The organism is Mycobacterium lentiflavum (genome assembly GCF_022374895.2).
Classification (GTDB): domain Bacteria; phylum Actinomycetota; class Actinomycetes; order Mycobacteriales; family Mycobacteriaceae; genus Mycobacterium; species Mycobacterium lentiflavum.
On record NZ_CP092423.2, the window covers coordinates 1,713,417 to 1,738,079 of the forward strand.

The 24,663-nt window shown below is 67.6% G+C and carries 24 protein-coding genes; 8 read left to right on the plus strand and 16 right to left on the minus strand.

The features are described 5' to 3' along the window. Positions 1-86 precede the first annotated feature (86 nt). The 9 genes from MJO58_RS08340 to MJO58_RS08380 form a co-directional block, all read right to left on the minus strand. The gene (locus MJO58_RS08340; RefSeq protein ID WP_239722564.1) at positions 87-1,082 is read right to left on the minus strand and encodes a Rieske (2Fe-2S) protein; all 996 of its coding nucleotides are present in this window, start codon (positions 1,080-1,082) and stop codon (positions 87-89) included. Further along, complete coding sequence (locus tag MJO58_RS08345; RefSeq protein ID WP_239722565.1) at positions 1,079-2,605, minus strand: FAD-dependent oxidoreductase; 1,527 nt, start codon at positions 2,603-2,605, stop codon at positions 1,079-1,081. Before MJO58_RS08345 ends, MJO58_RS08340 begins: the two co-directional genes overlap by 4 nt. Then, on the minus strand, positions 2,602-3,321 hold the full coding sequence (locus tag MJO58_RS08350) for a class I SAM-dependent methyltransferase (protein WP_090601065.1): 720 nt from the start codon (positions 3,319-3,321) through the stop codon (positions 2,602-2,604). Before MJO58_RS08350 ends, MJO58_RS08345 begins: the two co-directional genes overlap by 4 nt. 2 nt (positions 3,322-3,323) lie before the next feature. Beyond that, positions 3,324-3,635, minus strand: coding sequence for a lycopene cyclase domain-containing protein (locus MJO58_RS08355; protein WP_090601066.1), 312 nt, complete (start codon positions 3,633-3,635; stop codon positions 3,324-3,326). Next, positions 3,632-3,955 carry a lycopene cyclase domain-containing protein gene (locus MJO58_RS08360; protein ID WP_090601067.1) on the minus strand — a complete coding sequence of 108 codons (324 nt, stop codon included), beginning with the start codon at positions 3,953-3,955 and terminating at the stop codon, positions 3,632-3,634. Before MJO58_RS08360 ends, MJO58_RS08355 begins: the two co-directional genes overlap by 4 nt. Next, positions 3,952-4,905, minus strand: a complete 954-nt coding sequence (locus MJO58_RS08365; protein ID WP_239722566.1) for a phytoene/squalene synthase family protein — start codon at positions 4,903-4,905, stop codon at positions 3,952-3,954. The genes MJO58_RS08360 and MJO58_RS08365 overlap by 4 nt, the downstream gene beginning before the upstream one ends. Continuing rightward, positions 4,902-6,428, minus strand: a complete 1,527-nt coding sequence (crtI, locus tag MJO58_RS08370; protein WP_175364384.1) for a phytoene desaturase family protein — start codon at positions 6,426-6,428, stop codon at positions 4,902-4,904. The genes MJO58_RS08365 and crtI overlap by 4 nt, the downstream gene beginning before the upstream one ends. Then, the gene (locus MJO58_RS08375; RefSeq protein ID WP_434086364.1) at positions 6,425-7,534 is read right to left on the minus strand and encodes a polyprenyl synthetase family protein; all 1,110 of its coding nucleotides are present in this window, start codon (positions 7,532-7,534) and stop codon (positions 6,425-6,427) included. The genes crtI and MJO58_RS08375 overlap by 4 nt, the downstream gene beginning before the upstream one ends. Before the next feature lie 343 nt (positions 7,535-7,877). Continuing rightward, positions 7,878-9,227, minus strand: coding sequence for a TIGR01777 family oxidoreductase (locus MJO58_RS08380; protein ID WP_239722567.1), 1,350 nt, complete (start codon positions 9,225-9,227; stop codon positions 7,878-7,880). Between the two features lie 64 nt (positions 9,228-9,291). On the opposite strand from MJO58_RS08380, the gene MJO58_RS08385 reads away from it, so the two are divergent. Then, a complete protein-coding gene (locus MJO58_RS08385; protein ID WP_090608639.1) occupies positions 9,292-10,266 on the plus strand; it encodes an SDR family NAD(P)-dependent oxidoreductase in 975 nt (324 codons plus the stop codon). A 3-nt stretch (positions 10,267-10,269) separates the two neighbouring features. Here the strand turns inward: MJO58_RS08385 and MJO58_RS08390 are convergent, their stop codons facing one another. Genes MJO58_RS08390 through MJO58_RS08400 form a run of 3 tightly spaced genes read right to left on the minus strand, consistent with a single transcriptional unit; the run spans position 10,270 to position 13,930 of the window. Continuing rightward, positions 10,270-11,514, minus strand: a complete 1,245-nt coding sequence (locus MJO58_RS08390) for a glycosyltransferase family 4 protein (RefSeq protein WP_239722568.1) — start codon at positions 11,512-11,514, stop codon at positions 10,270-10,272. Then, a complete protein-coding gene (locus MJO58_RS08395) occupies positions 11,511-13,094 on the minus strand; it encodes a 1,4-alpha-glucan branching protein domain-containing protein (RefSeq protein WP_090601071.1) in 1,584 nt (527 codons plus the stop codon). The genes MJO58_RS08390 and MJO58_RS08395 overlap by 4 nt, the downstream gene beginning before the upstream one ends. Continuing rightward, positions 13,091-13,930 carry a class I SAM-dependent methyltransferase gene (locus MJO58_RS08400; RefSeq protein WP_239722569.1) on the minus strand — a complete coding sequence of 280 codons (840 nt, stop codon included), beginning with the start codon at positions 13,928-13,930 and terminating at the stop codon, positions 13,091-13,093. Before MJO58_RS08400 ends, MJO58_RS08395 begins: the two co-directional genes overlap by 4 nt. A gap of 228 nt (positions 13,931-14,158) precedes the next feature. Between MJO58_RS08400 and MJO58_RS08405 the strand changes: the two genes are divergently transcribed. Continuing rightward, entirely contained in the window at positions 14,159-14,950 is a 792-nt protein-coding gene (locus MJO58_RS08405; RefSeq protein WP_090601073.1) for an electron transfer flavoprotein subunit beta/FixA family protein, read from the plus strand. A 41-nt stretch (positions 14,951-14,991) separates the two neighbouring features. Beyond that, positions 14,992-15,948 carry an electron transfer flavoprotein subunit alpha/FixB family protein gene (locus tag MJO58_RS08410; RefSeq protein ID WP_090601074.1) on the plus strand — a complete coding sequence of 319 codons (957 nt, stop codon included), beginning with the start codon at positions 14,992-14,994 and terminating at the stop codon, positions 15,946-15,948. Positions 15,949-16,021: 73 nt separating this feature from the next. Here MJO58_RS08410 and MJO58_RS08415 read toward each other — a convergent pair whose 3' ends face one another. The 3 genes from MJO58_RS08415 to MJO58_RS08425 all read right to left on the minus strand — a co-directional run bounded on the left by MJO58_RS08415 (position 16,022) and on the right by MJO58_RS08425 (position 19,248). Continuing rightward, positions 16,022-16,273 carry an acyl carrier protein gene (locus MJO58_RS08415; protein ID WP_090601075.1) on the minus strand — a complete coding sequence of 84 codons (252 nt, stop codon included), beginning with the start codon at positions 16,271-16,273 and terminating at the stop codon, positions 16,022-16,024. Next, positions 16,270-17,931, minus strand: a complete 1,662-nt coding sequence (locus MJO58_RS08420) for a fatty acyl-AMP ligase (protein ID WP_239722570.1) — start codon at positions 17,929-17,931, stop codon at positions 16,270-16,272. Before MJO58_RS08420 ends, MJO58_RS08415 begins: the two co-directional genes overlap by 4 nt. Positions 17,932-18,003: 72 nt before the next feature. Next, positions 18,004-19,248: an aminotransferase class I/II-fold pyridoxal phosphate-dependent enzyme gene (locus tag MJO58_RS08425; RefSeq protein ID WP_239722571.1), complete on the minus strand. Its 1,245-nt coding sequence runs from the start codon at positions 19,246-19,248 to the stop codon at positions 18,004-18,006. A gap of 296 nt (positions 19,249-19,544) precedes the next feature. Here MJO58_RS08425 and MJO58_RS08430 point away from each other — a divergent pair, with 296 nt between their 5' ends. From MJO58_RS08430 to MJO58_RS08450, 5 genes are all read left to right on the plus strand, one after another. Beyond that, entirely contained in the window at positions 19,545-20,405 is an 861-nt protein-coding gene (locus MJO58_RS08430; protein WP_090601078.1) for a GNAT family N-acetyltransferase, read from the plus strand. Next, complete coding sequence (locus MJO58_RS08435; RefSeq protein ID WP_239722572.1) at positions 20,402-21,232, plus strand: lysophospholipid acyltransferase family protein; 831 nt, start codon at positions 20,402-20,404, stop codon at positions 21,230-21,232. The genes MJO58_RS08430 and MJO58_RS08435 overlap by 4 nt, the downstream gene beginning before the upstream one ends. 34 nt (positions 21,233-21,266) lie before the next feature. Beyond that, entirely contained in the window at positions 21,267-22,454 is a 1,188-nt protein-coding gene (locus MJO58_RS08440) for a cysteine desulfurase family protein (protein ID WP_239722573.1), read from the plus strand. Beyond that, a complete protein-coding gene (mnmA, locus tag MJO58_RS08445) occupies positions 22,451-23,527 on the plus strand; it encodes a tRNA 2-thiouridine(34) synthase MnmA (protein WP_239722574.1) in 1,077 nt (358 codons plus the stop codon). Before MJO58_RS08440 ends, mnmA begins: the two co-directional genes overlap by 4 nt. Before the next feature lie 109 nt (positions 23,528-23,636). Further along, entirely contained in the window at positions 23,637-23,912 is a 276-nt protein-coding gene (locus MJO58_RS08450) for a DUF4190 domain-containing protein (protein ID WP_139043238.1), read from the plus strand. 32 nt (positions 23,913-23,944) lie between these two features. Here the strand turns inward: MJO58_RS08450 and MJO58_RS08455 are convergent, their stop codons facing one another. Next, positions 23,945-24,553 (minus strand): sensor domain-containing protein, encoded by a 609-nt coding sequence (locus MJO58_RS08455; protein ID WP_239723197.1) that lies wholly within the window; start codon positions 24,551-24,553, stop codon positions 23,945-23,947. Positions 24,554-24,663 lie beyond the last annotated feature (110 nt).

The following is a 24,663-nucleotide window of genomic DNA, read 5'->3' on the forward strand; positions in this document are numbered from 1 at the left end:
AACTCATCGATCCGCCCGAATCACTCCCCGGTAGCGAGATTCGACCTAATGTCGCTCGTCACGATGACGCAGGTGGCAAATCCGCGTCAGCCACCCGCGCGGAGTCGATACCGGCGTTCGGCGTAGGCCAGATCGTCACGCCACAGCCGGTTGGCGGCATAGCGCATCAGCGGTGCGATCAGTGGGCCGGCGCGAAGGGCATTCTTGAAGCCGGGTCGCGGTGAAAACGCGATGACGGCTTCGATCACGGCGACACGCGGTCGTCCGTCCGGCCCGGGAGTCGTTGGTGTGGCGTGGGTTTCGACGACGCTTCCGGCTCCCTCCCCTTCGACGATGCGCATCACGACGGTGCGCGCATCGGGGGTAGTGAATTCGGCGATTACGGGCACTCCTAAGCGGCTCATCCGGAAGGTGACCGCGACCAGGAAGCGGTCGTCGTCCTCGGTCGGCGTGGTCAGCACCTCGAGCCGGGTGAACGAGTAAGGATGAAACCATGCGCCGTGCCAAGGGTCGAGCCGGTTGGCGATGATGTCAGACGTTTCGCAATTGCCGACCAAGCGGGTGACCGCCGTGACGGTGTCGCCGTCGGGCCGGGGCCCGAGCACCGGCACCTCTAGTGCAACTTCTTTGCCGACCGCGTCGAGACGTACCCATGCCAACACGCCGTCGTCGTAACAGGGCAGCGGCCTGAAGGGCAATTCGCATGTGTCGCCGTCGAAAGCCAGTCCGTGCCATCGGCAGTACAGCACCCCACGGCGCACGACTCCGGTCGCGAGGTCTGCACCCAAATGTGGGCAGGCTGCCGGAGCGACTCGCAGCCCGCGGTGCCTATCGCGCCAGGCGACCAGATCGACGCCGGCGACGCACGTCCCGAACGGGCGGTCCGTGCGCACGTCGCTGCTCGCGGCGAACACATACCAATTTCCGGTCGGTCGCCGTTGGGACCGATCCAGTGCGGCGTTGATGATGCCCGGCTGCGCGTCGCGGTAGGTCGGGCGCTGTTGCGTCCAGGGGACGCGCGGGATTGCACCGACAGGCCAGTCTTTCGGCCAGCGGCGGTGCAACGGATCGCCCAGGCTCATCGCCGGCGCCGCCCTTGCCGCTCGGCCAGAGATCGCAGGAGTGCGGATCGCCCACGGATGGGAACGGTGACCAACTCGTGCCCGGCGATGCCCCACGACCTCAGCAGGTGGTTAGCGGCCGAGAAGCCGGTGGTGGCCGCGCGTTCCATCAGCGCGACCGGCAGGTCGATGCGGATTCCGTCACCGGCCAGCACCAGCCCGTGCTGCGGAGTTGCCACCGTCGGTCGCCGTGCGTACATGCCAGGGGCGAACAGCGGGCAGTCACTTCGACGCAGCAAGCGCTCGTGAGCCACGCCCGCAGTGCCGGTCTCCTGGTAGAGCTGATGCAACTGTTCGATCGCCGCTTCCCGGCTTGTCTCGGAACTGGTTGCGTAAGAATGCAATTCGATGACCGAACCGTGATTTCGCCGCGCCCAACTGGCAGCTTCACGTTCGTAACGTTCGAGCACACTGATGTTGTCGAGGGGCTCGTGCCCGGCCGTGCCGAGGAAGGCGGGCCGACTCGAGTCCACGGGCCGGTCCAGCCACATCCGATGAACCACAAACGCCGGCGCGGTGCGCAGCTGTCGTATCCGGTCGCGCCACGGATCGTCTCCAAGACCGGGGGAGGCCGCCACCACCTGCTGCAGACCACCGACGTCGAGCGCCAGCACGACGCCGTCACCGTCCAGCACTTCGCCCGACTCGGTCTCTACGTGAAAGGTCTTGCTGGTGGGATCCGTTGCGATACGACGTGCGCTGGTGCCGAGGTGCACCCGGACACCATGGTCAATCAAGTACTGCCGCAACGGATTCCACAGGCTGACATCGAAATTCGCGGTGGCGACGTCGAAGATGAGGCCCTCGCTGGAGCCGAGGAAATAGATGTGAAACATCGTCGCCAGTTCCGCCGCGGACAGTTGTGCCGGCTCGGCGAAGAAGCTGCGCGAGAACACTTCGAACGCAAGGTGGCGCGCCGAGTCTGGGAAATTGAGGCTTTTGAGAAAGGTTTCGGCATCCATGTGGTCGAGCCGTCGATAGATGTCGGGCACCGATACCGCCGCCAGCGGCGCGGCGGCCAGGGCGTCGATGCGGGCGAGATCACCCAGCCGAAACGTGGGGCTGCGCAGAGCGAACGCCAGTGCGTTCCACGGTGGGGTGCGGGGCAATCCGCGGAAGCTGTCGCGCCGGCCGGCACCGTCGATCAGTGGGTAGTCCTCGACCGGCGCAAGCATGCGCAGCTCCGGATCGACCCGCCGCAGGAGCGCCCGCAGGTTGTAGTACTGACGAAAGAAGGCATGAAAGCCCCGATTCATCGCCAGCTCGGCGCCCCCCTCGCGTTCGGTCCAGCCGCCCACCCGGCCGCCGAGGTAATCCTCACGTTCCACCAGGTCCACGGCGATCCCGCGTTCGGCGAGTCCGGTCGCGGCGCTCAGGCCGGCGATCCCGCCCCCGATGACGACGGCGCGGGGCCGCGACGACAGCGCGGCGGCTTCGGGCAAACCCGGCGGAGCCGGGTGGACGTGGCGGCGGCGGTCGATCATTGCGGTGCTTCCCCTAGAAAGGTGTGGACAATGTTACGTTCCCAGCCGGACATGGTTTCGCCGCGCACCGCGTTGAAACCGGCGTCTTGCATCCGGCGCCGAAACCGCGCTGCCCCGTCGAAGGTCAGGGCGCTACGCCACAGATGCCGGTACAGCGTGCTGTCACGGGTCCGCCACCAGCCGGCCGGGATGATGATGCCCCAGCACACCGCATGCCAGATCAGGGTCGCGGCGCGGGAGTCCCGTACTGAGTACTCGTGTACCGCGAGGGTGCCACCGGGTCGAAGCAGCTCGCGGAAGTTGCGCAGCTGCGCCTCGGGGTCCGTGAGGTTGCGCAGCAGGTAGGCAGCCAGGATGGCGTCGAACGGTCCGGTGACGCCGTGCTCGTCCAGGTCCTCGACGCGGGCGTGCACGAACCGCACCGACGGCGGCCACGGTTTTGCCCGTGCGGCGTCGAGCATCCCGCGCGCGGCGTCGACGGCGATGATCTCGGCGTGGGGAGCCACCGCCAACAACGCGGCGGTGGACGCACCGGTGCCGCAACCGGCGTCGAGCAACCGCAGACCCCGGCCACCCCCGGGCAGGCGCATGCGGCGCGCCGACCGCCCGAGGTTTGTGTGGTAACCCGGGTTGGCGCCGACCAGCCGGTCGTATGCCGCGGCGCCGACGTCGAAGGCGTCGGGCACGTCGCGGCGGGGCAGGCCTGCTTTATCCATGGCTACCGATCCGCACGCTGTCGCTCCCAGAGCAGCAGCACGGCGGTAGCGAGAGCGAACCCGAACAAGAAATCCTCGACGGGGATGTCGAACGGAAAGCGGACACCGCTGGTCTGCTGCTCATCGTAGATGACGATCGGGGCGCTGCGTTTGGTCAGCCATCCATCGACCGGTATCTGGAAACCCAGGATGATCACCATCGACAGCCAGTAGGCGGGCCGCCGCAACAGCCCGGTGTGCAGCAGCGTGAATTCCAGCGCGCACACCACCACCACGGCCAGAATCGCCGGCACGGTGTAGCCGAGGCCGGTCATCGGCGCCGGGCCCGATCGAGGATGGCGGTCACCGCGTTGTAGGTCAGCAAGGCGCACAACGGAATCACCAGAAAGAACAGCGCCTCCTCGACCGGCACGCCGAACGGGAGGTCGATGCCGGTGATGTAGTCGCCGTTGTAGCCCCACACGCGGGCCGCGATGGCCACCGCATCCCAGACCAGGAACACCGCCGCGACCGGGATCACCGCGCCGATCACCCGCCGCGGCTGGCGGTACACACCTGCGCCGAACAACTCCAGCGGCGCGGTGATGGCCAGGCACAGGCCGAGCAGAATCAGATATTGCCACCGCTCACTCATGTGGCGGCGGCCCTTCGCGACTCGGATCTGGCCGTGCGCAGCCACCAGGAACGCAGCAGCCCGGCGCCGGCGACCTGAAGTCGCCGGGCTGTGCCGACGGTGGCGCGCCGGCTGAACACCGAGAAATCGCAGTCCTCGATGCGATCCAGGATGTCGGAGTAAAGCGTCAACGCCGTCGCTACGCACGGCCGTGAGCGCGGCTGCAGCAAGGCGATCCCGTCGGCGGCGAAACGGTAGATTTCCCGGGTGATTTCGTGCTGAGCTGCCAGCGCGTCACGCACGCGAGGGTCGGTGCGCCGATGAACATGGCACCACGTCATCAGGTCTCGGTCTACGCCGAAGGCAGCCAGTTCGTCGGCGGGCAGGTAGATCCTGTTGCGGGTCAGATCCTCGCCGACGTCGCGCAGAAAATTGGTCAGCTGAAATGCGCGGCCCAGCGCTGCCGCGTACGGGGCGGCATCTTCGGTGACGCCTACCGTGCCAAGTATCGGAAGCATTTGCAGACCAATGACTTCCGCTGAACCACGCATGTATCGATTGAGCGTCGCGCGATCGGGATAGTCGGTGACGGTGAGGTCCATGCGCATTGAAGCGAGAAAGTCCTCGAACAAGTCCGCGGCGATCCCGTAGCGACGAATGGTGTCGTCGACCGCGGCAAGGACGGGTTCGTCGCGATGGTCACCGCCGGCAAAGAAGCGGTCGGACAGGTTCTGAAGTCGTTCGGCCCGCGTGCGGACGTCCAGTGCCGGATTGAGCTCGTCGATGATGTCATCGGCGTGACGGGCGAAACCGTATAGCGCGTGCACCGCCGGGCGCTGGTCCGGCGCAAGCAGGCGGGTGGCCAGAAAATAGGTGCGCCCGTTCTCGGCGGCGATCTGCCGGCAGTGCCGATATGCCGCGCGCAGGCCCGGATCCGCGATTCCGGCGGCGTCCAATTCTGTGCGGATCATCGCGGGCCGGCTTTCAGGTCGAGGGTCGTGATCGTCTGGTCGACGCACCCGGTGATCCGGTCGGCGGCCAGCCGCCCGGAGATCAACGTTGTGGGCACGCCCACTCCGGGCAGGGTCGACGATCCGGCCAGCACCGCGTTGTCGATTCCGCGCACGGTGTTGGCCGGCCGAAAGGGTCCGGTCTGAGCGAAGTTGTGCGCCAAGGCAAACGGTGTGCCGGCCAGCATGCCCTGACGCGCCCAGTCGGCGGGCGTGTCCAGATGCAGCAGCTGCAGGTCGTCGCGGACGTCGGGTAACAACCTTTCCTGTACGACATCGAGCAGGGATTCGGCGTACGTATCACCGATGCGCGACCAGTCGATCTCACAGCCGGTCAGGTTCGGGGCGGGTGCCAGCACGTAGAGCAGGTCGCGTCCGGCAGGCGCCAGGTTGGGGTCACTGGCGGTCGGTCGGGTGACCAACAGTGAGGGGTCCGCCATGAGCCGGCGGTCGCGGATGATGTCGGTAAAAGTCCGATCCCACGAGTCTCCGAAAAGGATTGTGTGATGGGCGTTTCCCGACGGCACGGCGCGACAGCCCGCGTGCAGCACCACGGCCGAGGGCGCCGCGCGCAGCGGGATCACCCGGCGGGGTCGGCGTCCCAGCAGTCGGTACGTCTGGGGTAACTCGGTGGTCAGCACCACCGCGTCGCAAGCGATCCGCCCTTGTGCGTCGGTTCGCACCGCGGTGATCCGCTCGCCGGCGCGGTCGAGCGCAGTCACAGTCGACCCGTAATGGAAGCGCACTCCGGCGTCGGCGGCAGCCGCCGCCAACGCTTCCGGCAGTGCGCGCACGCCGCCGCGGGGAAAGAACACGCCCGAGACGGTGTCCATGTAAGCGATCACCGCGTAGACCGCCAGGGCGTCTTGCGGCGCGACGCCGGCGTAGAGCGACTGGAAGGTGAACACGCGTCGCAACCGGGGGTCGCTGATATGGCGCTTGACCATGGTTTCCCATCGGCGAAATCCGCCGAGCATGGCCAGTCTGACCAGCCCACCGTTTAGCAGGGACAGCGGGGAGTCGAAGTTCGACGCGATGAAGCCGTCGAATTCGGTGCGGTACAGCAGATTCAGCCACTCGCGCAGTCGCCGGTACCCGGCCTCTTGTTGCGGGCCGCCGAATTCCCGCACCGCGGCTGCCATCCGATCCGCGTCAGTGTGGACGTCGATTGAGCTGCCGTCGGCGAACACCGCCCGGTAAGCCGGGTCCACCGCGAGCAATTCGACTCGCCGGCTAAGGGTTTCACCCACCGCAGCGAACGCCTCGTCGATCAGGTCCGGCATGGTCAGCACGGTCGGACCGGTGTCGATCCGGTAGCCGCCGGAGTCGTGTCGTCCCGCACGGCCACCCGGCCACGCATGCCGTTCGACCACCGTTACCTGCCGGCCGCGCCCGGCCAAGTGCAACGCCGCGGCAAGACCCGCGAATCCCGCGCCGACCACGACGACGTGATCGGTTCGCCCCGGTACCGTACGGATGCTCATGCAGCACGCTGGGTGCACAGGCCGGCCATGTCGATCAGCGCGGCGGTCAGTGAATGATCGACCATGGAGCGATCCAGCGCCTTTCGCGCTTCCTCGACGCGGCTGCGAATCAGTTCTTCGATCCACTGCACCGCCCCGGTGGCGACAATCAGGGTCCGCCAGTGCTCAAGTGCAGCGTCGTCGAGCCGATCGCCGGTCATCAGCTGGCGCAGTTGCCGCCGGGTCGGCGCGTCGGCCAGCTCGTGCGCTGCCACCACCACACTGGTGGCCTTCCGCTCGATCAGATCCCCACTGTTGGGTTTGCCGGTCTGCGCGGGAGATCCGAAAATGCCGAGAATATCGTCGCGCAACTGAAACGCCTCACCGACGGCGCAACCGTATTCGCCGAGCGCGGCCAGCACCTGCTCGTCGCATCCGGCCATCGCGGCGCCGATCTCCAAAGGCCGGCGCACCGTGTAGTTCCCTGACTTGCGCCGCGCCACCTCGAGCACGGCCTCCAGCGAGGGCAGGTGGCGCACATCGATTGCCAGATCAGCGAATTGGCCCACCGCGAGCTCGGTACGCATGGCGTCGTAGCGTGGCCATGCCCGCGCCAGGTGGTGGCGCGGCAGGCCACAGTCGCGCAACATCTGTTCGGCCCAGATCAGGCACAGGTCGCCGAGCAGAATGGCAGCCGATTCACCGAATCGACGTGAGGACCCGGACAGCCCACGCTGTCGATGCCAGCGCTCGAATTGGATATGCGCCGCGGGGCGGCCCCGTCGCGACGCCGATTCATCCATCACGTCGTCGTGGAGCAGTGCGAACGCGTGCAACAGCTCCAGGCTCGCGGTGGCCGACAGCGCGGCATCGCTGGCCGGCGCTGCGCATAACCAGCCCAGGTACATGAACGTCGACCGCAGGCATTTACCGCCGTCGACGAACTTCACCAAGATGTCGCCGGCGACGTCGACGCCGCAGGGACCCAGTTCTGCGGCGCACCTTCCGGCGACGAATGTCGCAAGGCGTGCGAGAACCGACTCCCGCAGTTCGGCGTGCCAGATCGGAAATTGGTCCGCATCCGGTGGAAGTAAAACTGGGCTATCGGCGGCTCCGTCGAGGCGCAAGCCCGTGAACGTGTGCACGGTTGCCGCCTGAGGTTCAATCGCAATGTTGCTCAGCCGCTGGCTAGAACGCCTCAGATTCACGCGGTGGTACCCCTTTAACGAGAAAACAAGCTTAACGAGAAAACAAGCGCTATGCAGTAGCGGACGTGCTTCCGCAGTTCGCTCAGGTCAACGTGTAGCTCAGTTAAATTATTGAAACATTAATTTACTGAATGATCGAGCGATGCGCCAGCGGTATCGGCTGACGGCCGCCCGTAGTGGTGCGCACGGCAGGATCCGACCAGCTCACCGGCCGTGATGGATGGCGACAGCGCCGGCTAACAATCGGCAGGCGCGCCCGAACTCAACGGTTACGTCCGAGCAGGTGACGAAGAGCCGCGTCCAGGTCGGGCTGGCGGAACCGGTGCCCCGCTTCGACGAGCCGCTGCGGTGCCACGCGCTGACTCGCACAGGCCAGTTCGCGCGCGCCCTGTTCGCCGAGTAACAGCCGCGGCCCCACCGGCGGAACGGGAAGCACCGCGGGTCGGCGCAGTACGTGGGCCAGCGTTCGGGTGTATTCGGTGTTGCGAACCGGTTGCGGGGCAACGGCATTCACCGGACCGGACATCGTCGTGTCCCACAGCGCCCGGTGATAGATGTCGATCAGGTCGTCGATCCCTATCCAGGACAACCACTGTCGGCCATTGCCGAGCCGGCCACCCAGCCCGGCGGCGAACAGCGGTCGCATCAATTTCAGGGTGCCGCCGCGCGGGGATTGCACGATCCCGGTGCGCACCTGCACCACCCGCACTCCGGACTGCGCGGCCGGCGCGGTCGCGTCCTCCCAGTCGGCGACGACGTCGGCCAGGAAGCCGTCGCCACGATCGCTTGCCTCGGTGAGTTCTTCGTCGCCGCGGTCGTATCCGTAGTAGCCGATCGCCGAGGCCGAGATCAGGATGCCGGTCTTGGTGCGCGCCGCCAATTCGGCCAGCTGACGGGTCGGGCCGATCCGGCTGTCGCGCACCGCTTTGCGGTGCCCTTCGGTGAACCGGCCAGCGATCGATGCGCCCGCCAGGTGGATGACGGCGTCAACGCCGGCCAGCAGATCCGGATCCGGGTCGTCGGGATTCCATTGTCGTTCGTCGCTGCCGCGCGCGCTGTGGCGGACGAGTTGGACGACGCGATGCCCGCCGGTTCGCAAGAACGCCGACAGCGCAGAACCGACGAGTCCCGACGACCCGGTGACCGCCACGGTCAGGGCGGTCAGGCCGTTCCGGGCGGCCAGCTGGTGGGCGGCCAAATCGTCGGCCAACTGGCGATGCCGATAGATGAACATCGGGCGCAAGGCCGCGCCGGGCACAGGTGTCTGGACGCGGTCGATCACCACGGTCCGGTTGTCGCCGAGGTCCTCGAATTCGTGGATGTGTCGCCACCGCACCGCGATGCGGGCCGGCAGCGACGCCAGCCCGTCGCTGCCGATGGTGTCGACGAAGCGGCGCGGCGGGTCGTAGCCCTCGGCCCGGTGCTCGGCCACCCACCGCAGCCCGCCCGGCAGGGCGAGTTCGGCCCGCCCGTCTCGTAGCGACGAGGCTTCCGAGACCAGCCGCATCGGCGACCATGGCGGCGACAGCCGCTCGAAAGCACCCGGGCGTGCATACCAGGCGAACACGTCGTCGCGCGGCGCATCGACCACGCTCCTAAATTCCAGTCCCATCGTTCGATATGTACCCCATGACGACGAGAGCATGCCTCGCGCCGTGGTGGGTACCTACAGGCGCATGAGTATCAACACCCGCCTGCGGTCCCTGCTGGACACCGCTCTGGACCGGTCGATCGTCGCAGGCTATACCCGCGTCGGCTATCAACTGCGCAGCTGGGGATGGCCCGACGACCCGCAGCCGCACGCGCTGAAGGGAAAAACGGCGCTCGTCACCGGTGCGAACCGGGGCATCGGCAAGGCCATTGCGAAAGGTCTGGCGGAGTTGGGCGCGAGCGTGCTGTTGACGGTGCGCGACGAGGCGAGCGGCGAAGCGGCGCGCAAAGAGATCGTCGACGCCGATCCCGAGGCCGACGTGCAGGTGGAGGTGTGCGACGTCGCCGACCTCTCCGCGGTGCGCGCCTTCGCGGCCGACCTGTCCGCCCGGGTGTGGGAATTGGATGTGCTGATCCACAATGCCGGGGTGTTGCCCCCGGAGCGGGCCGAGACCGCCGATCGGCATGAGGTGACCCTGGCCACCCACGTACTGGGGCCGGTGCTGTTGACCGAGTGCTTGCTTCCCGTCCTGCGCGGCGCCGAGAACCCGCGGGTGATCTTCATGTCCTCGGGCGGGATGTACACGCAGTCGCTGCCCACCGACGACCCTGAGTACGTCGACGAGCCGTACAGCGGGGTCACCGCGTACGCGCGGACCAAACGCATGCAGGTGGCGTTGACGCCGATCCTGTGCCGCCACTGGGCCGACGACGGCATCCATGTCTACGCCATGCATCCCGGATGGGCCGATACTCCCGGGGTGGCCACGTCGCTTCCCGGTTTCCGGGCCCTCACCGGCCCGCTGCTGCGCACGCCTGAACAGGGCGCCGACACCGCGATCTGGCTGGCCGCCACCGAACCGGCGCCGCCCAGCGGGGGCTTCTGGCATGACCGGCGGCAACGCCCGGAGCATTACTTGCCGTTGACCAGACACGGCGAGCGTGAGCGGGAACGCCTGTGGCGCTATTGCGCCTATTCGGTCGGCATCGACAACGCGTGAGGCTCAGCGGTCGGGCAGCGCGTGCTCGGTGATCGGCAGCCTTGGCAACTGCTGACGCTCCCCGCGCTTGGCCGCCACATACACCTGCGCGGTCTGCCCGGCGACCGTGCGCCAATCGAAGTCCGAGGTGAGCCGCTCGCGGGCGGCGCGGGCGCGCAGCTGCGCAGCGTCAGGATCGTCGAGCACGGTGCGCACCGCCGCGGCCAGTCCGGCCACGTCGCGCGGCGGGCACGACACCCCGGTCTGCCCGTTGATCACCGCTTCGCCGAGGCCGCCGATGTTGGACGTCACCAGCGGAGCGCCGGCCGCGGCTGCCTCCAAGGCGACGAGCCCGAACGGTTCGTAGTGGCTGGGGAACACCGCGGCGTCGGCCCGGTGCAGCGCCGCCAACAGTTCGTCGTGATGCAGGTGCCCGACGAAGCGAGTTGCCTTGATTACCCGGTGTTTACGGGCCTGCTCGACGAGCCAGTCCTGCTGGGTTCCGTCGCCGGCGATGGTCAGGGTGGTGCCCGGGTTGGTGCGCCTGATCCGCGGCAGCGCGGCGATCAGGTCGTGCACCCCCTTCTCGTACTCCAGCCGCCCGACGTAGAGGAGTTCGGCGGGCCCGCCGCGGGGGCGCCGCGGCGCGAACGGCCAACGGGCCGCGTCGATTCCGTTGCGGATCACGGTGGTTTCGGCCAGGCCTGGACCGAACAGTTCGGTGATCTCGTCGCTCATCGACGCCGAACATGTGATCAGCGAATCAGATTCACGCACCAGCCACGATTCGACCGCGTGCACCTGACGGCTGATCGGTCCGGAGACCCAGCCCGAATGTCTGCCGGCCTCGGTCGCGTGGATCGTGGAAACCATTGGTACGTCGTAGTATTGGGCTAGTGTGATGGCGGGATGGGCAACCAGCCAATCGTGGGCGTGCACGACGTCGGGACGCCACAGTCGCTCAACGCCCGGTTTCTTAAGCGTGAGTCCGGCGCGAATCATCGCGTGCCCCATCGCCAGGGTCCAGGCCATCATGTCTGTGCCGAACGTGAATTCGTGCGGATCGTGGGCGGCGGCGATCACCCGCACGCCCTCGCTGATCTCGTCTGACGACGGGTGGGTGCTGGGGTCGGTGCCGGTGGGACGGCGAGACAGCACCACCACGTCGTGGCCGGCGGCGGCCAGCGCGGTCGACAGGTGATGCACGTGGCGCCCCAGCCCGCCGATCACGACTGGCGGGTACTCCCACGACACCATCAGGATTTTCATCGGGGCAGCCTTCGGGCATCCAGCGCGCCGAACAGACCGTCGGCGCGGTTCCACCCGTCGGCCAGCCGCTGTGCGGTGTCGCGGCGGCCCGAGGCCAGCGCCCCGGCGATCTCGCGGGTGGCGTGCGCGTGCAGGTGTGCGCGGTAGCGGGCGTAGTCGGCGGCGGAGTCCTTGCTGACCATGAACGGCCAGTCGCTGGACACGGTCAGCAGCGTCTCGCGCAGGATCTGGTCGGCGACGCGATCGCGCGGCGGCGAGCCGTTCAGGGAGGACGTGGCGTGTGACAGCGCCTTGTCCACGGTGCTCAGCGCGGTGTCGACGACCTCGGTGTTGAGCTGGACCAGGTCGGCCACCTGCTCGCCGGCCCACACCTGCCAGTCCTTGCCCGAGCCCCACGAACTGGGCGGCAGCGCCACCGACTCGCCGACGAATCCGCCGTCCAGCGCGTCGCTGAGCGTGCCGATCCGCACGCCGGCGGCGGGCAACGCCCGCAGCACCCGGGCCAGCCACGTCGGGCCCTCGTACCACCAGTGGCCGAACAGCTCGGTGTCGAAGGCGGCGATGACGTGAGCCGGGCGCCCGATGCGCTCGGACTCGCTCGCCAGCCGGTTGCGCACGACGTCGACGAAGTCGGCGACATGGACGTCGACCGCGCGGTCGGCGCGCTCGGGGTCGTACGGCGCCTTGGCGTCCGAGGACACGTTGCGCCCGGTGACCCGTGCCGGCTTGAGCCCGGTCAGGTGGTCGTAGGTGTGGAAGTCGCGGTACGCGGCATGTCCGGGGTAGCCGGATTTCGGCGACCACACCCGGTAGCTGACCTGCAGGTCGCGCCCGAACGCCACGACATTCGTGTCGCCGACGGGGCGTCCCAGCGCGGTGTCACCGTGCAGTGCGGGACCGTCGACCATGAAATGGGTGATCCCCGCGCCGGCGTAGTCGTGCTCCAGCCCCGGGGCGTAGGCGCACTCGGGCGCCCAGATGCCGCCGGGGCGATGCGCCAGCCGCAGCTGCGCGTCGGCCAGGCCCTCGCGCAGCGCGAATTCCCGCAACCGCGGGGCGAGCAACGGCTGGAAGGGGTGCGCCAGCGGGCCGCCGAGCAACTCCACGGTCCCGGCATCGATCAGGCTGCGCAGCAGCGGGCTGCCACCGTGCTGCCACAGCGTGGCGAAGTCCTCGAGCGACTGGTCCGCCTCGGCGCATTCGCGAATCCCGAACTCCCGCAACGCTTCCGGCGTGCAGGATTGGTAGCCGGCCGACTTCGACTTGGGGATCGACCGCACGCTGGCGGCCTCGGCCGCCCGCAGCCGCCAGTTCGCCAGCCAGTGGTGCATGCCGTCGAGGCAGTAGGGGTCGTCCAGTTGGGCATTGACGACCGGGGTGACGCCAAGGGTGATCAACCGGTGCCGATCCTCGTCCGCCAGCGCGCGCAGCACCTTGATCAGCGGCAGGTAAGCGGCCGCCCACGACTGGTAGAGCCATTCCTCACCGACCGGCCAGCGGCCGTGGTGGGCCAGCCACGGCAGATGGGTGTGCAACACCAGCGTGAACATGCCGGGTACCGGGGTCGCGGAATTGCTCACGGCCGCACCGCGATCGCGATCAGATCCAGGCTGTCCTCAATAGGATGCGTGTCGCGATCGCCGGCCGCGATCAGGTCGAAGTCGTCGGTCGTGACCGCGGCGACGTCCGCGGCCAGCTGCGGCGGCCACGGCACTGCCTCGTCGCCGGCCACCGCCAGTGCGATCTGCGCGTCGATGATCGAACCGCCGTGGCGGGCATCCATTTCACGCAGGCGCGGGCCGTGGAACAGGCCACTGACGGCGACGTCGGTGAAACCGGCGCCCACCAGCAGCTCGGTCAGCTCGTCGGCGTTCAATTCCCGGGTGTGAAACGGGTTGATCGGGGTGTCGCGGCCAGGAGAGAAGGTGATGCGGTTGGGCGTGGACATCATCAGCAGCCCCGAAGGACGCAGTACCCGCGCGCATTCCTTGACGAATTGGGTCTGATCCCACAGGTGCTCGATGACCTGGAAGTTCACCACGACGTCCATCGAGGCGTCCGGCAGCGGCAGCTCGGCCAGGTTGGCCCGCATGACTTCCACTCTCGGGTAGCGGCTGCGGACATGGGCCACCGCCGCCGCGTCGTAATCCACCGCGACCACCCGCCGGGCGTCCGCGGCGATCAAATCGGCGCCGTAACCTTCGCCACATCCGGCCTCGAGCACATCACGGCCCACACAGTGGGTTGCCAGTCGCTGGTACACCACTTGGTGGCGGCGGAACCAGTAGTTCTCGATGTCCAGGTCGGGGATCGTGCGCTCGCCCGTCAGCGTCAACACCGCTGGGACTGCCCGGGAGACCGCCGGTGACGTGCCGTCGGGGCTGCGGTGGGGAACGTCGGGGACGAATGTGCTCATTGCATAGGGAGGCTAACGCGAAGTGTCGGATTCGCGAACCGCTCAGCGGGTGGGCCCCGGTCGCGGGGGGAGGCGGGCCTGCAAGAACCTGCAGTATGACCCGCTATGGTGTGAAGGCAGGCCGCACAAAGTTACCGAGTAGTAACACGACCGTGCGCTGCAAAACGCGTACTGAAAGTCTTGTAGCCGACTGCTGCGAGACTCCTTCGAGGAGGACGAACCACACTCATGACGAACATCGTGGTCCTGATCAAGCAGGTCCCAGACACCTGGTCGGAGCGCAAGCTGACCGACGGCGATTTCACGCTGGATCGGGAGGCCGCCGACGCGGTGCTGGACGAGATCAACGAGCGCGCCGTCGAAGAGGCCCTGCAAATCCGTGAGCGCGAAGGCGGCGAGGGGTCGGTGACCGTGTTGACCGCCGGACCGGAGCGCGCCACCGAGGCCATCCGCAAGGCCCTGTCGATGGGCGCCGACAAGGCGGTCCACCTCAAGGACGACGGCCTGCACGGCTCGGACGTGATCCAGACCGGATGGGCGCTGGCGCGTGCCCTGGGCACCATCGAGGGCACCGAGCTGGTCATCGCCGGCAACGAGGCCACCGACGGCACCGGCGGTGCGGTCCCGGCCGTCATCGCCGAATACCTGGGTCTGCCGCAGCTGACCCACCTGCGCAAGCTGTCCATCGAGGGCGACAAGGTCACCGGCGAGCGCGAGACCGACGAGGGTGTCTTCACCTTGGAAGCGACCCTGCCCGCGGTCGTCAGCGTCACCGAGAAGATCAACGAGCCGCGCTTCCCGTCGTTCAAGGGCATCATGGCCGCCAAGAAGAAAGAGGTCACGGTGCTGACCCTGGCCGAGATCGGCGTAGAGCCTGACGAGGTCGGTCTGGCCAATGCCGGGTCGACCGTGCTGTCGTCGACACCGAAACCCCCGAAGACCGCGGGTGAGAAGGTCACCGACGAGGGTGAAGGCGGCAATGAGATCGCCAAGTACCTGGTCGGCCAGAAGATCATCTAAGACGAGCACAAACCCCATCCACGAGAAGAGCGATATAACCCATGGCTGAAGTATTGGTGCTCGTCGAGCACGCCGAAGGTGCGGTGAAGAAAGTCACCGCCGAATTGATCACTGCCGCCCGTGCTTTGGGCGAGCCGTCCGCCGTCGTGGTCGGTGCGCCGGGCACGGCCGCGCCGCTGGCCGACGCACTGAAGGAAGCCGGTGCCGCCAAGATCTACGTCGCCGAGTCCGACGACGTCGACAAGTACCTGATCACCCCCGTCGTCGATGTGCTGGCGTCGCTGGTCGAATCCGCTTCTCCGGCAGCGGTTTTGCTCTCCGCCAATGCCGACGGCAAGGAAATCGCCGGCCGGCTCGCGGCCCGGCTCGGTTCCGGACTGCTGGTCGACGTGGTAGAGGTCAAGGAAGGCAATAAGGCGATCTACTCCATCTTCGGTGGGGCGTTCACGGTCGAGGCGCAGGCCAACGGCGACACGCCGATCATCACGGTGCGCGCGGGTGCGGTCGACGCCGAGCCGCAGGCCGGTGCGGGTGAAGAGGTCACCGTCGAGGTGCCCGCGCCCGCCGAGAACGCCACCAAGATCACCGCGCGTGAGCCCGCGGTCGCCGGTGACCGCCCGGAACTGACCGAGGCCACCATCGTGGTCTCCGGTGGCCGTGGCGTCGGCAGCGCGGAGAACTTCAATGTGGTTGAGGCGCTGGCGGACTCGCTGGGCGCGGCCGTCGGTGCGTCCCGCGCCGCCGTCGACTCCGGCTACTACCCGGGCCAGTTCCAGGTCGGCCAGACCGGTAAGACGGTCTCGCCTCAGCTCTACATCGCGCTGGGCATCTCGGGCGCGATCCAGCACCGGGCGGGCATGCAGACCTCGAAGACCATCGTCGCGGTCAACAAGGACGAAGAGGCGCCGATCTTCGAGATCGCCGACTACGGCGTGGTGGGCGACCTGTTCAAGGTCGCCCCGCAGCTGACCGACGCGGTCAAGGCCCGCAAGGGCTGATCTTCGCTTAACGCAAACGCCCCCGCGTGCACGTCACGTTGGGGGCTTTTGCGTTGTCGCCCTTAATGTTTGGCTAGTCTGCTACCGCCTGGTCGGCGATGTTGGCGTTGACCCATTCGACGACCTCGCGCACCGTGTCGATCGGCGTCTCGGGGTCTTCGAGCCGCATCTTGAGGTGGCTTTCCAGGGTCGCGACGAGTTCCATTTTGCGGGCCGAGTCGTAGCCCAGGTCGTCGACGAGATGCGAGTCGCCGGTCACCGGAGCCATCCGGTCCGGAGCCAGCCGGGTGACGATCGACACGACGGAATCATTGACGCTACTCACAGTGCTTCAACCTCTCCTAAGACCTCTCCGAACATTTCTTTGGCCGCGACGTGGCGGATCTTGCCCGACGGGGTCTTCGGCACCTTGCCCTTGCCGACCAGCAGCACCGTCGGGCTCAATCCCGTTGCGCTGCGCACCTTTCGGCCGATTTGACGACGGATCTCGTGCGTGTTGTCGCCCGGATTCTCCTGCACGGTTTCGGCGACGATCCGGATCTCCTCGCGCTGATCGGCGAGCGTGACCCCGAACGCCACGACCCCACCGCGCCTGATGCCGTCGACCGAGGCGGCCAGTCGCTCGATGTCGGAGGGGAAGATGTTGCGGCCGGCGACGATGATGACGTTCTTGCGGCGCCCGCACACCACGATCTCGCCGTCGTCGGTGAGATAGCCGAGGTCGCCGGTGTAGAACCAGCCGTACGCGTCGACGGCGGCCACCTCGCCGTGCATCGTGAGGTAGTGCCGCGTCACGGCGTCGCCCCGGATGGCGACCTCGCCCAGGTGGCGCGCCGGCCGGGTGCCCCGGTCCTCATCGGCGATGCGGACCTCAACTCCGGACATCGGCCGCCCCAGCAGGACGAACTCCTTCTTGGGCGCCCCACAGACGCAGCCGGTGACCGCGCGGCCGTGGGTTTCCAGTTCGTCGGCGCACACGTTCTCGACCGCCAGCGGTCGATCCACCCGGGAGAACGACACCGCTACCGTCGCCTCCGCCAGACCGTAGGCCGCGCCGATCGCCGAAACCCGCATCCCGAAGCGCGCGGCCTGCTGGGCGAACTCGTACATCGTGAGCGGGTCGATGGGCTCGGCGCCGGAGACCACGCAGCGCAGCGCGCTCAGGTCGTAGGCGCCGTCGCTGACCGCCCTGAGCCTGCGGCTGACGATCGAATAGGCGAAATTGGGCGCCGCGGTGACGGTGGCCCGCTGCTCGGTGAGGATTTGCAGCCAGGCCAGCGGTGACCTGACGAACTCGGTCGGCGGAATGTAGACCGCCGCATTGCCCGCGAACATCGGCGACAGCAGGTAGGCGATCAGGCCCATGTCATGCGAGAGCGGAAGCCAGCTCATCGTGACGTCGACGTCGGGATCGATCTGCACCTCGGCCACCATGGCGGCGATGTCGGCGTAGAGGTTGCGGTGAGTGATCGCCACGGCCTTGGGGTCACCGGTCGATCCCGAGGTGAGTTGATAGATGGCGACGTCGTCTTCGTCTGTCGGTTCCTCGACCGCCTCGGCCCCGGTCCAGGTGTCGGGGACCTCGATGACGCGGTAACCCGACCCGCGTAGGGCGTCGGCGACGGCGACGAACGGCCGTCCCACCAGGACGCAGTGCGCGCCGAGCAGGCTCAGCGCGCGCAGGGTGCCCTCGTGCCACTCGCTGAGGTCGGCCTGCGAGGTGGGTTGCTGCAGCATCGTCATCACCGCGCCCAGCTTCCAGATGCCCTGGACGACCGGCGCGACGTCTTCGGCGTGGGCGGCCAGCACGCCCACCCGGCTGCCGCGGGTGACTCCTTCGGCGGCCAGCCGGCCCGCGACCTTGCCCGCCGACTGAAAGATGTCGTGCCAGCTCGCGAAATGCAGACTGCCGGCGGTGCCGAAGCGAAGGCCCAAGGTGGAATCCGCGGCCACCTTCGCGATGCGGTCAGTAAACCTACTCATAGCCGTGCGCTGTCCTCACTGCAGAACGAATCCGTAAATGTCGGCGCGCCAATAACATTCGAGATACTGCCGTCAATCGTCATTGGCGTTGTGCACGGCCGAGGCGATCACATCGATGGCACGGTCGATCTGCGCCGGCGAGTGGGTGGCGCACACACAGCAGCGCATCAGGGCATCGTTCTCACCGACCGCGGGTGCCACCGCCAGTGAGCAGAAGACGCCGTTGTCGAACGCGTCGTTCCAGGCCGCGATCGCGCGCGCCTCGGGACCGATCCACACCGAAACATGCGGGGCCACTGCGTGTGTGCCGTCGGCACGGACGATTCCCGCCCGCACCTGCAGGCCGTGGGACACCAGCCCGTCGCGCAGGGCGCGGGCGTTGGCCAGGACCGCTTCGGCACGCTGGGCCCCCTCGAGGCCGCGAATGATCTCGATCCCGGCGATGCTCGCGGCCATCGCCGAAGGAGCCCCGGTAGCGGTGAACATGTGCTGGTTGGACCGCAATCTGAGCACATCGATCAGGTCGCGCGATCCGACGATGAAGCCGCCGGTGGAGGCGATCGCTTTCGACATGCTGCCCATCAACACGTCGACGTCCTTGGCGCAGCCGAACTCCTCGGCGATCCCGGTTCGGTTGGGCCCGAAGACGCCGAGGCTGTGCGCTTCGTCGACGTAGAGGGCGATGTTGTATTTGTTGGCCAGCGCGACAATGCTTTCCATCGGCGCCACGTCGCCCTGCATCGAGTAGAGGCCGTCGATCACGATCAGCTTGGTGCCGCCACGCTCGGCGGTGCGGATCAGGTTGCGTTCCAGCGAGTCCAGGTCGTTGTGCCCGAAATACCGCGAACTGGCCCCGGAGAGCCGGATGCCGTCGTGCAGCGACATGTGGGCCTCGCTGTCGGGGAACGCGAGATCGGCCGCGCCCAATAAGGCAGTGATCGCACCGACATTGGCCAAGTAGCCACTGTTGAACACCAGCGCCGCCTCGGTGCCGTACCAGTCGGCCAGCAATTCTTCGAGCTCGACTTTGACCCGCAGCGTGCCGCAGTGTGGAGGTGCACCCCCACACGCCGGCCCGTACAGTTCGGTCGCCCGATTGGCCGCCTCGACCAACCGGCGATCGCCGCACAGCCCCAGAGAATTGTTCGACCCGAACATGATTCGGGTTTGTCCGTCGATGACGGACGTCGGTCCGGGAGCGGATTCGACGCTCCTGAAGAACGGCAGTCGGTTGCAGGCGGCGTAGTAGCGCAGGCTGGCCAGCCGGCTATCTTGTTGCGCGCGCGCTTGGATATTCAGCTTCGAGGTCTGCAGCACGCCTACATCAAACAGTGCGCCCGGGTCTGCGGCATCCGATTTGCTCTAAATTGGCGAGCACGTTAATAGTGATTAACGTGCGGGTGTTTATTGCGTTGCCGCTCTTACGAATACGCGGACCCAATCCGCTTAGCGCCGGATTGTGTTGACGCTATCTCGTGGGTATTACGTACGGGTGAGCGGCAGCGTTACGTACGACACACTTCACCGTGGGAACACATTTCGTCATCTTGCGTGCACCAACACGTCATAGCGCCGATGCCGATTCGCTCCTCGATTACGCCACGTTGTTTCCCATGAGCATTGCTTCTGTCCTGATCCCTAGTGATAAGCCGGACGGAGCCGCGACCAGCTCGTCTGGCCCGCGTTACTCGCTGTTGTTGTCCACCGACCCCAGTTTGGTCGAGGCGGCGCAACGGCTCCGGTACGACGTATTCACCAGTACGCCCGGTTTCGCGTTGCCGGAATCGGGTGCCGGGGACCGGGACGTGGACCGCTTCGACGAGTTCTGTGATCACCTGCTGGTTCGTGACGACGACACCGGCGAGCTGGTGGGGTGTTACCGCATGCTGGCGCCGGCGGGTGCGATCGCGGCCGGCGGCCTGTACACCGCGACCGAATTCGATCTCGGCGCGCTCGACCCGCTGCGGCCGTCGCTGGTGGAGATGGGCCGCGCCGTGGTCCGCGACGGGCACCGCAACGGTGGCGTCGTGCTGTTGATGTGGGCGGGGATCCTGGCCTACCTGGACCGCTATGGCTACGACTACGTGATCGGGTGTGTGTCGGTGCCGATCGGCAGCGCGTCAGACGAAGATGCGCCCGGCAGCCAGCTTCGGGGTGTGCGCGACTTCGTCCGCAGTCGCCACGCGGCGCCGCCGGAGTATCGGGTGTACCCGCATCGGTCGGTGGTCGTGGACGGCAAGACCCTCGACGAGATCGCGCCGCCGCCGCGCCCCTCGGTCCCGGCGCTGATGCGTGGTTACCTGCGGCTGGGTGCGAAATCCTGCGGCGAACCCGCGTTGGACCCGGACTTCGGTGTGGGCGACTTCTGCGTGCTGCTGGACAAACGCCAGGCCGATACCCGATACCTGCGAAGACTGCGGTCGGTATCGGCGGCCTCGCAGATGAGCAGCGAGATGGCGGGCGGCTCACGATGAACGCTCCCGCGGTCATCACCGACCACGCCTGGCTGCCGCGCGCGACGTGCGACAGCACCTGTGTGGGCGTGGGCGCCGCGTCGTCGCGGTGGGTGGTGGTGCTGCGGGTGGCGCTTCGTCTGATGCTGGTGTTGTTACTGCTGCTGGGGGCGCCGTTGGCGCTGGTGCCGTGGCCGGGGCAGCTGCGGGTGCGACAGTTCTACTGCCGGATGGTGCTGCGCGTTTTCGGGGTCCGGATCAGCGTGTCGGGCGCCCCGATCCGCAACCTGCGCGGGGTCCTGGTGGTCGGTCCGCACATGTCCTGGCTGGACGTCTTCTCCATCGGTGCGGTGCTGCCCGGCTGGTACGTCGCCCGCGCCGACATGTTCGGCGAGCTCGCCCAGCGGCTACTGAAGATCATTCCGATCGAACGGTCCAGCCTGCGGCGGCTGCCCGGGGTGGTGGAGACGGTCGCCGACCGGCTGCGTGACGGCGAAACGGTGGTGGCCTTTCCGGAGGGCACCACGTGGTGCGGGGTGGCCTGCGGCTCGTTCTACCCGGCGATGTTCCAGGCCGCGATCGACGCCGGTCGCCCGGTCCAGCCCCTCCGGCTGACATATCACCACGTCGACGGCCTGATTTCGACTGCTCCGGCCTTCGTCGGGGACGACACCCTGGTGGCGGCGATGGGCCGGATGATCACCCAGCGCCGCACCCTGGCGCACGTGCATGTGGAATCGCTGCAGCTACCGGGCAGCGATCGCCGCGCCCTGGCCCGCCGCTGCCAGTCGGCGGTGGGCGTCGGAGTGGCGCGGCGCCCAGGTCAGCGCCACATGCTGGCCGCTTAAGGGAACCGGGCGGCCCGGTATCCTGGGGCGCGTCATGGTCTACCTCGATCACGCTGCCACCACCCCGATGCACCCCGCCGCCATCGAGGCGATGACGGCCGTCTTCGGCACTGTCGGAAACGCCTCGTCACTGCACACCAGCGGCCGTACCGCCCGGCGCCGCATCGAGGAGTCCCGCGAGCTGATCGCGGACAAGCTGGGCGCGCGGCCGTCCGAGGTGATTTTCACCGCGGGCGGCACCGAAAGCGACAACCTGGCCGTCAAGGGCATCTATCGCGCCCGCCGCGACGCCGACCCGCGCCGGGTGCGCATCATCAGCAGTCAGGTCGAACACCACGCGGTGCTTGATTCGGTCGACTGGCTGGTCGAGCACGAGGGCGCCCAGGTGAGTTGGCTGCCCACCGCCGCCGACGGATCGGTTTCGGCGTCCGCGCTGCGGGAGCTGTTGGAGAGCCACGCTGACGTCGGCGACGTCGCGCTGGTATCGGTGATGTGGGCCAACAACGAGGTCGGCACCATCATGCCCGTGGCCGAACTTGCCGCCGTCGCAGCAGAATTCGGCGTCCCGATGCACAGCGACGCGGTACAGGCGATCGGACAGGTCCCCGTCGACTTCGCCGCCAGCGGGCTGTCGGCGATGAGCATCGCCGCGCACAAGTTCGGCGGCCCGCAGGCGGTCGGTGCGCTGTTGTTGCGCCGCGACGTGGCCTGTTCGCCGCTGCTGCACGGCGGTGGCCAGGAGCGCGACATCCGTTCCGGCACTCCGGATGTCGCCGGTGCCGTCGGAATGGCCGCCGCGATGCGGCTCGCCGTGGACGGCCTGGAGGCCAACAGCGCACGGCTGCGCGCACTGCGTGATCGTCTGGTCGTGGGTGTGCTCGACGAGATCGACGACGTCCGTTTCAACGGGTCGCGCGAGTCGCGGCTTCCGGGCAACGCCCACTTCACTTTTCGTGGCTGTGAAGGCGACGCTTTGTTGATGTTGTTGGATGCCAACGGAATCGAATGTTCGACCGGGTCGGCGTGCACCGCCGGCGTCCCGCAGGCTTCGCATGTGCTGATCGCGATGGGCGCCGACGCCGCCACCGCGCGGGGATCGCTGCGTCTGTCGTTGGGCCACACCAGTGTTGATGCCGACGTCGACGAGGTGCTGCGGGTGTTGCCGGCCGCGGTGGACCGGGCCAGGCGAGCGGCGCTGGCCGCTGCGGGGGCGTCGGGGTGAAAGTTCTTGCCGCAATGAGCGGAGGCGTCGATTCGTCGGTCGCCGCCGCTCGGATGGTCGATGCCGGGCACGACGTGGTCGGCGTGCACCTGGCGCTGTCGTCGGCACCCGGCACGCTGCGCACCGGTTCGCGGGGCTGCTGCTCGAAGGAGGACGCCTCCGATGCGCGCCGTGTGGCAGACGTCCTCGGAATCCCGTTTTATGTCTGGGATTTCGCGGAGAAGTTCGCCGAAGACGTGATCGACGATTTCGTCTCGTCGTACGCACGCGGCGAGACGCCCAACCCCTGCGTGCGCTGCAACCAGCGCATCAAGTTCGCGGCGCTTTCGGCGCGCGCCCTGGCATTGGGTTTCGACACGGTCGTCACCGGACACTACGCCCGGCTGTCGCAGGGTCGGCTGCGCCGCGCCGTCGACCACGACAAGGATCAGTCCTATGTGCTGGCCGTGCTGACCGCAGAGCAGTTGCGCCACGCCGCTTTTCCGATCGGGGACACCCCCAAGCCGCAGATCCGCGCGGAGGCGGCTCGTCGTGGCCTGGCCGTCGCCGACAAGCCGGACAGCCATGACATCTGCTTCATCCCGTCGGGGGACACTCGCGCTTTTCTGGGGGAGCGCATCGCCGTTCGCCGGGGGAACGTGGTGGGTGCCGACGGTGCGGTGCTGGCCAATCACGATGGCGTGCACGGTTTCACGATCGGTCAGCGCAAGGGTTTGGGCATCGCCGGTCCGGGGCCGGATGGTCTGCCGCGCTACGTGACGGCCATCGATGCCGACACCGCGACGGTGCATGTGGGCAGTGCCGCCGACCTCGAGGTGCATGCGCTGACGGGACGGGATCCGGTATTCACCGCCGGAGCCGAACCGCAGGGTCCCATCGAGTGCGTCGTGCAGGTGCGGGCCCACGGTGAAACCGCGAGTGCGGTCGCCGAACTGGTCGGCGAGCAGCTTTGCGTGCGGTTGCGCGTCCCGCTGCGTGGGGTGGCTTGCGGGCAGACCGTCGTGCTGTATCGCCCTGACTCGGCCGGCGACGAGGTACTCGGCAGCGCCACCATCGCCGGCACGTCGCGCTGATTCCCGCAGCTCAGCGACGTCGCCGCGGCTTCCAAGGATTCTCCAAGAGCTTGCGGAGAACATTCGTCTCGTAATCGGCTGACTACCGAGCGGGAAGGAATGAATGACGATGAACGAGAACCAGGTCGCACAGCAAGATGTGCGGACCAACGGCCTTGCCATTGCCGCTTTCGTGCTCAGCATCATGGGCATGTACGCCAGCCCGATCCTGAGCGGTATTCTCGCCCTCGTCGGAATGCGGCAGGTCAAGCAGCGCGGCGAGCAGGGTTTCGCGTTCGCGGTCACCGCGCTGGCGGTCTCGGCGGCCGTCACCGCCCTGCATGTCGCGATGTGGATCCAGTGCGGGCACGCGGACTTCGAATTGGAGACCACGGCACACTGGTGACGCGCGTTGCCGCACAAGCAGAGTCGCGAAATTTACCGCGGGAAGTTGGCGACTATGTTCGTCATCACGATGTCGGACACCGACTGCGGGAAGCCGCAGAAGGTGACCTCTAGCAGCGCCACCGACAACACCCGGTAGTCGCGGCCGCAGCCCCCCGGTCCCAGATGCAGCGAGGCGGCATCCGCTTTCCAGTCGCCGACGAACACCTGACCGGCCGAGCCATTGGCGCAGTCGGTGACGGTCGAGACCAAAGCGGTGAAGGCGCGCTGCGCGGTCGCGCCATCGCGATAGGCCGCGGCGCCCTCAGAGATCAGGGCGCCGTCGGGCGGATCCTGGAACGTGGTCTTGTGGAACTCTTCGATGTCGGGACCGAACGTCGCGGTCTCGGCGAACAGGAACCGGCAGGCGCGCGGCGTGGTGTCGGCGAGGGTGTCGATGTCGACCGGGGTGCGTCCGTCCATCGACGGAATGATCGACAGGTGCTCGCCGGCGCCGGTGATCGCCTGCATCCGCGACTGGTCCAGCAGGATGGTGTCGACATTGACCCCGTTGATGCCCTTGGCGCCGCCGGTAAACCCCGGCAGTGCCGTGCCGGCCACCACCCGAGTGCACGCCGCAGTCAGCACCACCGCGCCACACATCAGCAGCGGCCACGCGAATCTTGCCTTGCGCCACACCGTTTTGCACCCCTCTAAACCGTCGAGCCTAGCCGTGCTGACCGACCGCAACATACCCCTGGCCACCCGGCCGT

Excerpts from the sequence above, each read along its gene's own strand:
- MJO58_RS08355 (WP_090601066.1), bottom strand. The coding sequence starts at position 3,635 with ATGACCGGCCTCGGCTACACCGTGCCGGCGATTCTGGCCGTGGTGGTG.
- MJO58_RS08380 (WP_239722567.1), bottom strand. The coding sequence starts at position 9,227 with ATGGGACTGGAATTTAGGAGCGTGGTCGATGCGCCGCGCGACGACGTG.
- crtI (WP_175364384.1), bottom strand. The coding sequence starts at position 6,428 with ATGAGCATCCGTACGGTACCGGGGCGAACCGATCACGTCGTCGTGGTC.
- MJO58_RS08450 (WP_139043238.1), top strand. The coding sequence starts at position 23,637 with ATGAACGAGAACCAGGTCGCACAGCAAGATGTGCGGACCAACGGCCTT.
- MJO58_RS08430 (WP_090601078.1), top strand. The coding sequence starts at position 19,545 with ATGAGCATTGCTTCTGTCCTGATCCCTAGTGATAAGCCGGACGGAGCC.
- MJO58_RS08420 (WP_239722570.1), bottom strand. The coding sequence starts at position 17,931 with ATGAGTAGGTTTACTGACCGCATCGCGAAGGTGGCCGCGGATTCCACC.
- MJO58_RS08340 (WP_239722564.1), bottom strand. The coding sequence starts at position 1,082 with ATGAGCCTGGGCGATCCGTTGCACCGCCGCTGGCCGAAAGACTGGCCT.
- MJO58_RS08400 (WP_239722569.1), bottom strand. The coding sequence starts at position 13,930 with ATGAGCACATTCGTCCCCGACGTTCCCCACCGCAGCCCCGACGGCACG.
- MJO58_RS08455 (WP_239723197.1), bottom strand. The coding sequence starts at position 24,553 with ATGTGTGGCGCGGTGGTGCTGACTGCGGCGTGCACTCGGGTGGTGGCC.
- MJO58_RS08405 (WP_090601073.1), top strand. The coding sequence starts at position 14,159 with ATGACGAACATCGTGGTCCTGATCAAGCAGGTCCCAGACACCTGGTCG.
- MJO58_RS08410 (WP_090601074.1), top strand. The coding sequence starts at position 14,992 with ATGGCTGAAGTATTGGTGCTCGTCGAGCACGCCGAAGGTGCGGTGAAG.
- MJO58_RS08350 (WP_090601065.1), bottom strand. The coding sequence starts at position 3,321 with ATGGATAAAGCAGGCCTGCCCCGCCGCGACGTGCCCGACGCCTTCGAC.
- MJO58_RS08360 (WP_090601067.1), bottom strand. The coding sequence starts at position 3,955 with ATGAGTGAGCGGTGGCAATATCTGATTCTGCTCGGCCTGTGCCTGGCC.
- MJO58_RS08365 (WP_239722566.1), bottom strand. The coding sequence starts at position 4,905 with ATGATCCGCACAGAATTGGACGCCGCCGGAATCGCGGATCCGGGCCTG.
- MJO58_RS08435 (WP_239722572.1), top strand. The coding sequence starts at position 20,402 with ATGAACGCTCCCGCGGTCATCACCGACCACGCCTGGCTGCCGCGCGCG.
- MJO58_RS08390 (WP_239722568.1), bottom strand. The coding sequence starts at position 11,514 with ATGAAAATCCTGATGGTGTCGTGGGAGTACCCGCCAGTCGTGATCGGC.
- MJO58_RS08440 (WP_239722573.1), top strand. The coding sequence starts at position 21,267 with ATGGTCTACCTCGATCACGCTGCCACCACCCCGATGCACCCCGCCGCC.
- MJO58_RS08345 (WP_239722565.1), bottom strand. The coding sequence starts at position 2,605 with ATGATCGACCGCCGCCGCCACGTCCACCCGGCTCCGCCGGGTTTGCCC.
- MJO58_RS08385 (WP_090608639.1), top strand. The coding sequence starts at position 9,292 with ATGAGTATCAACACCCGCCTGCGGTCCCTGCTGGACACCGCTCTGGAC.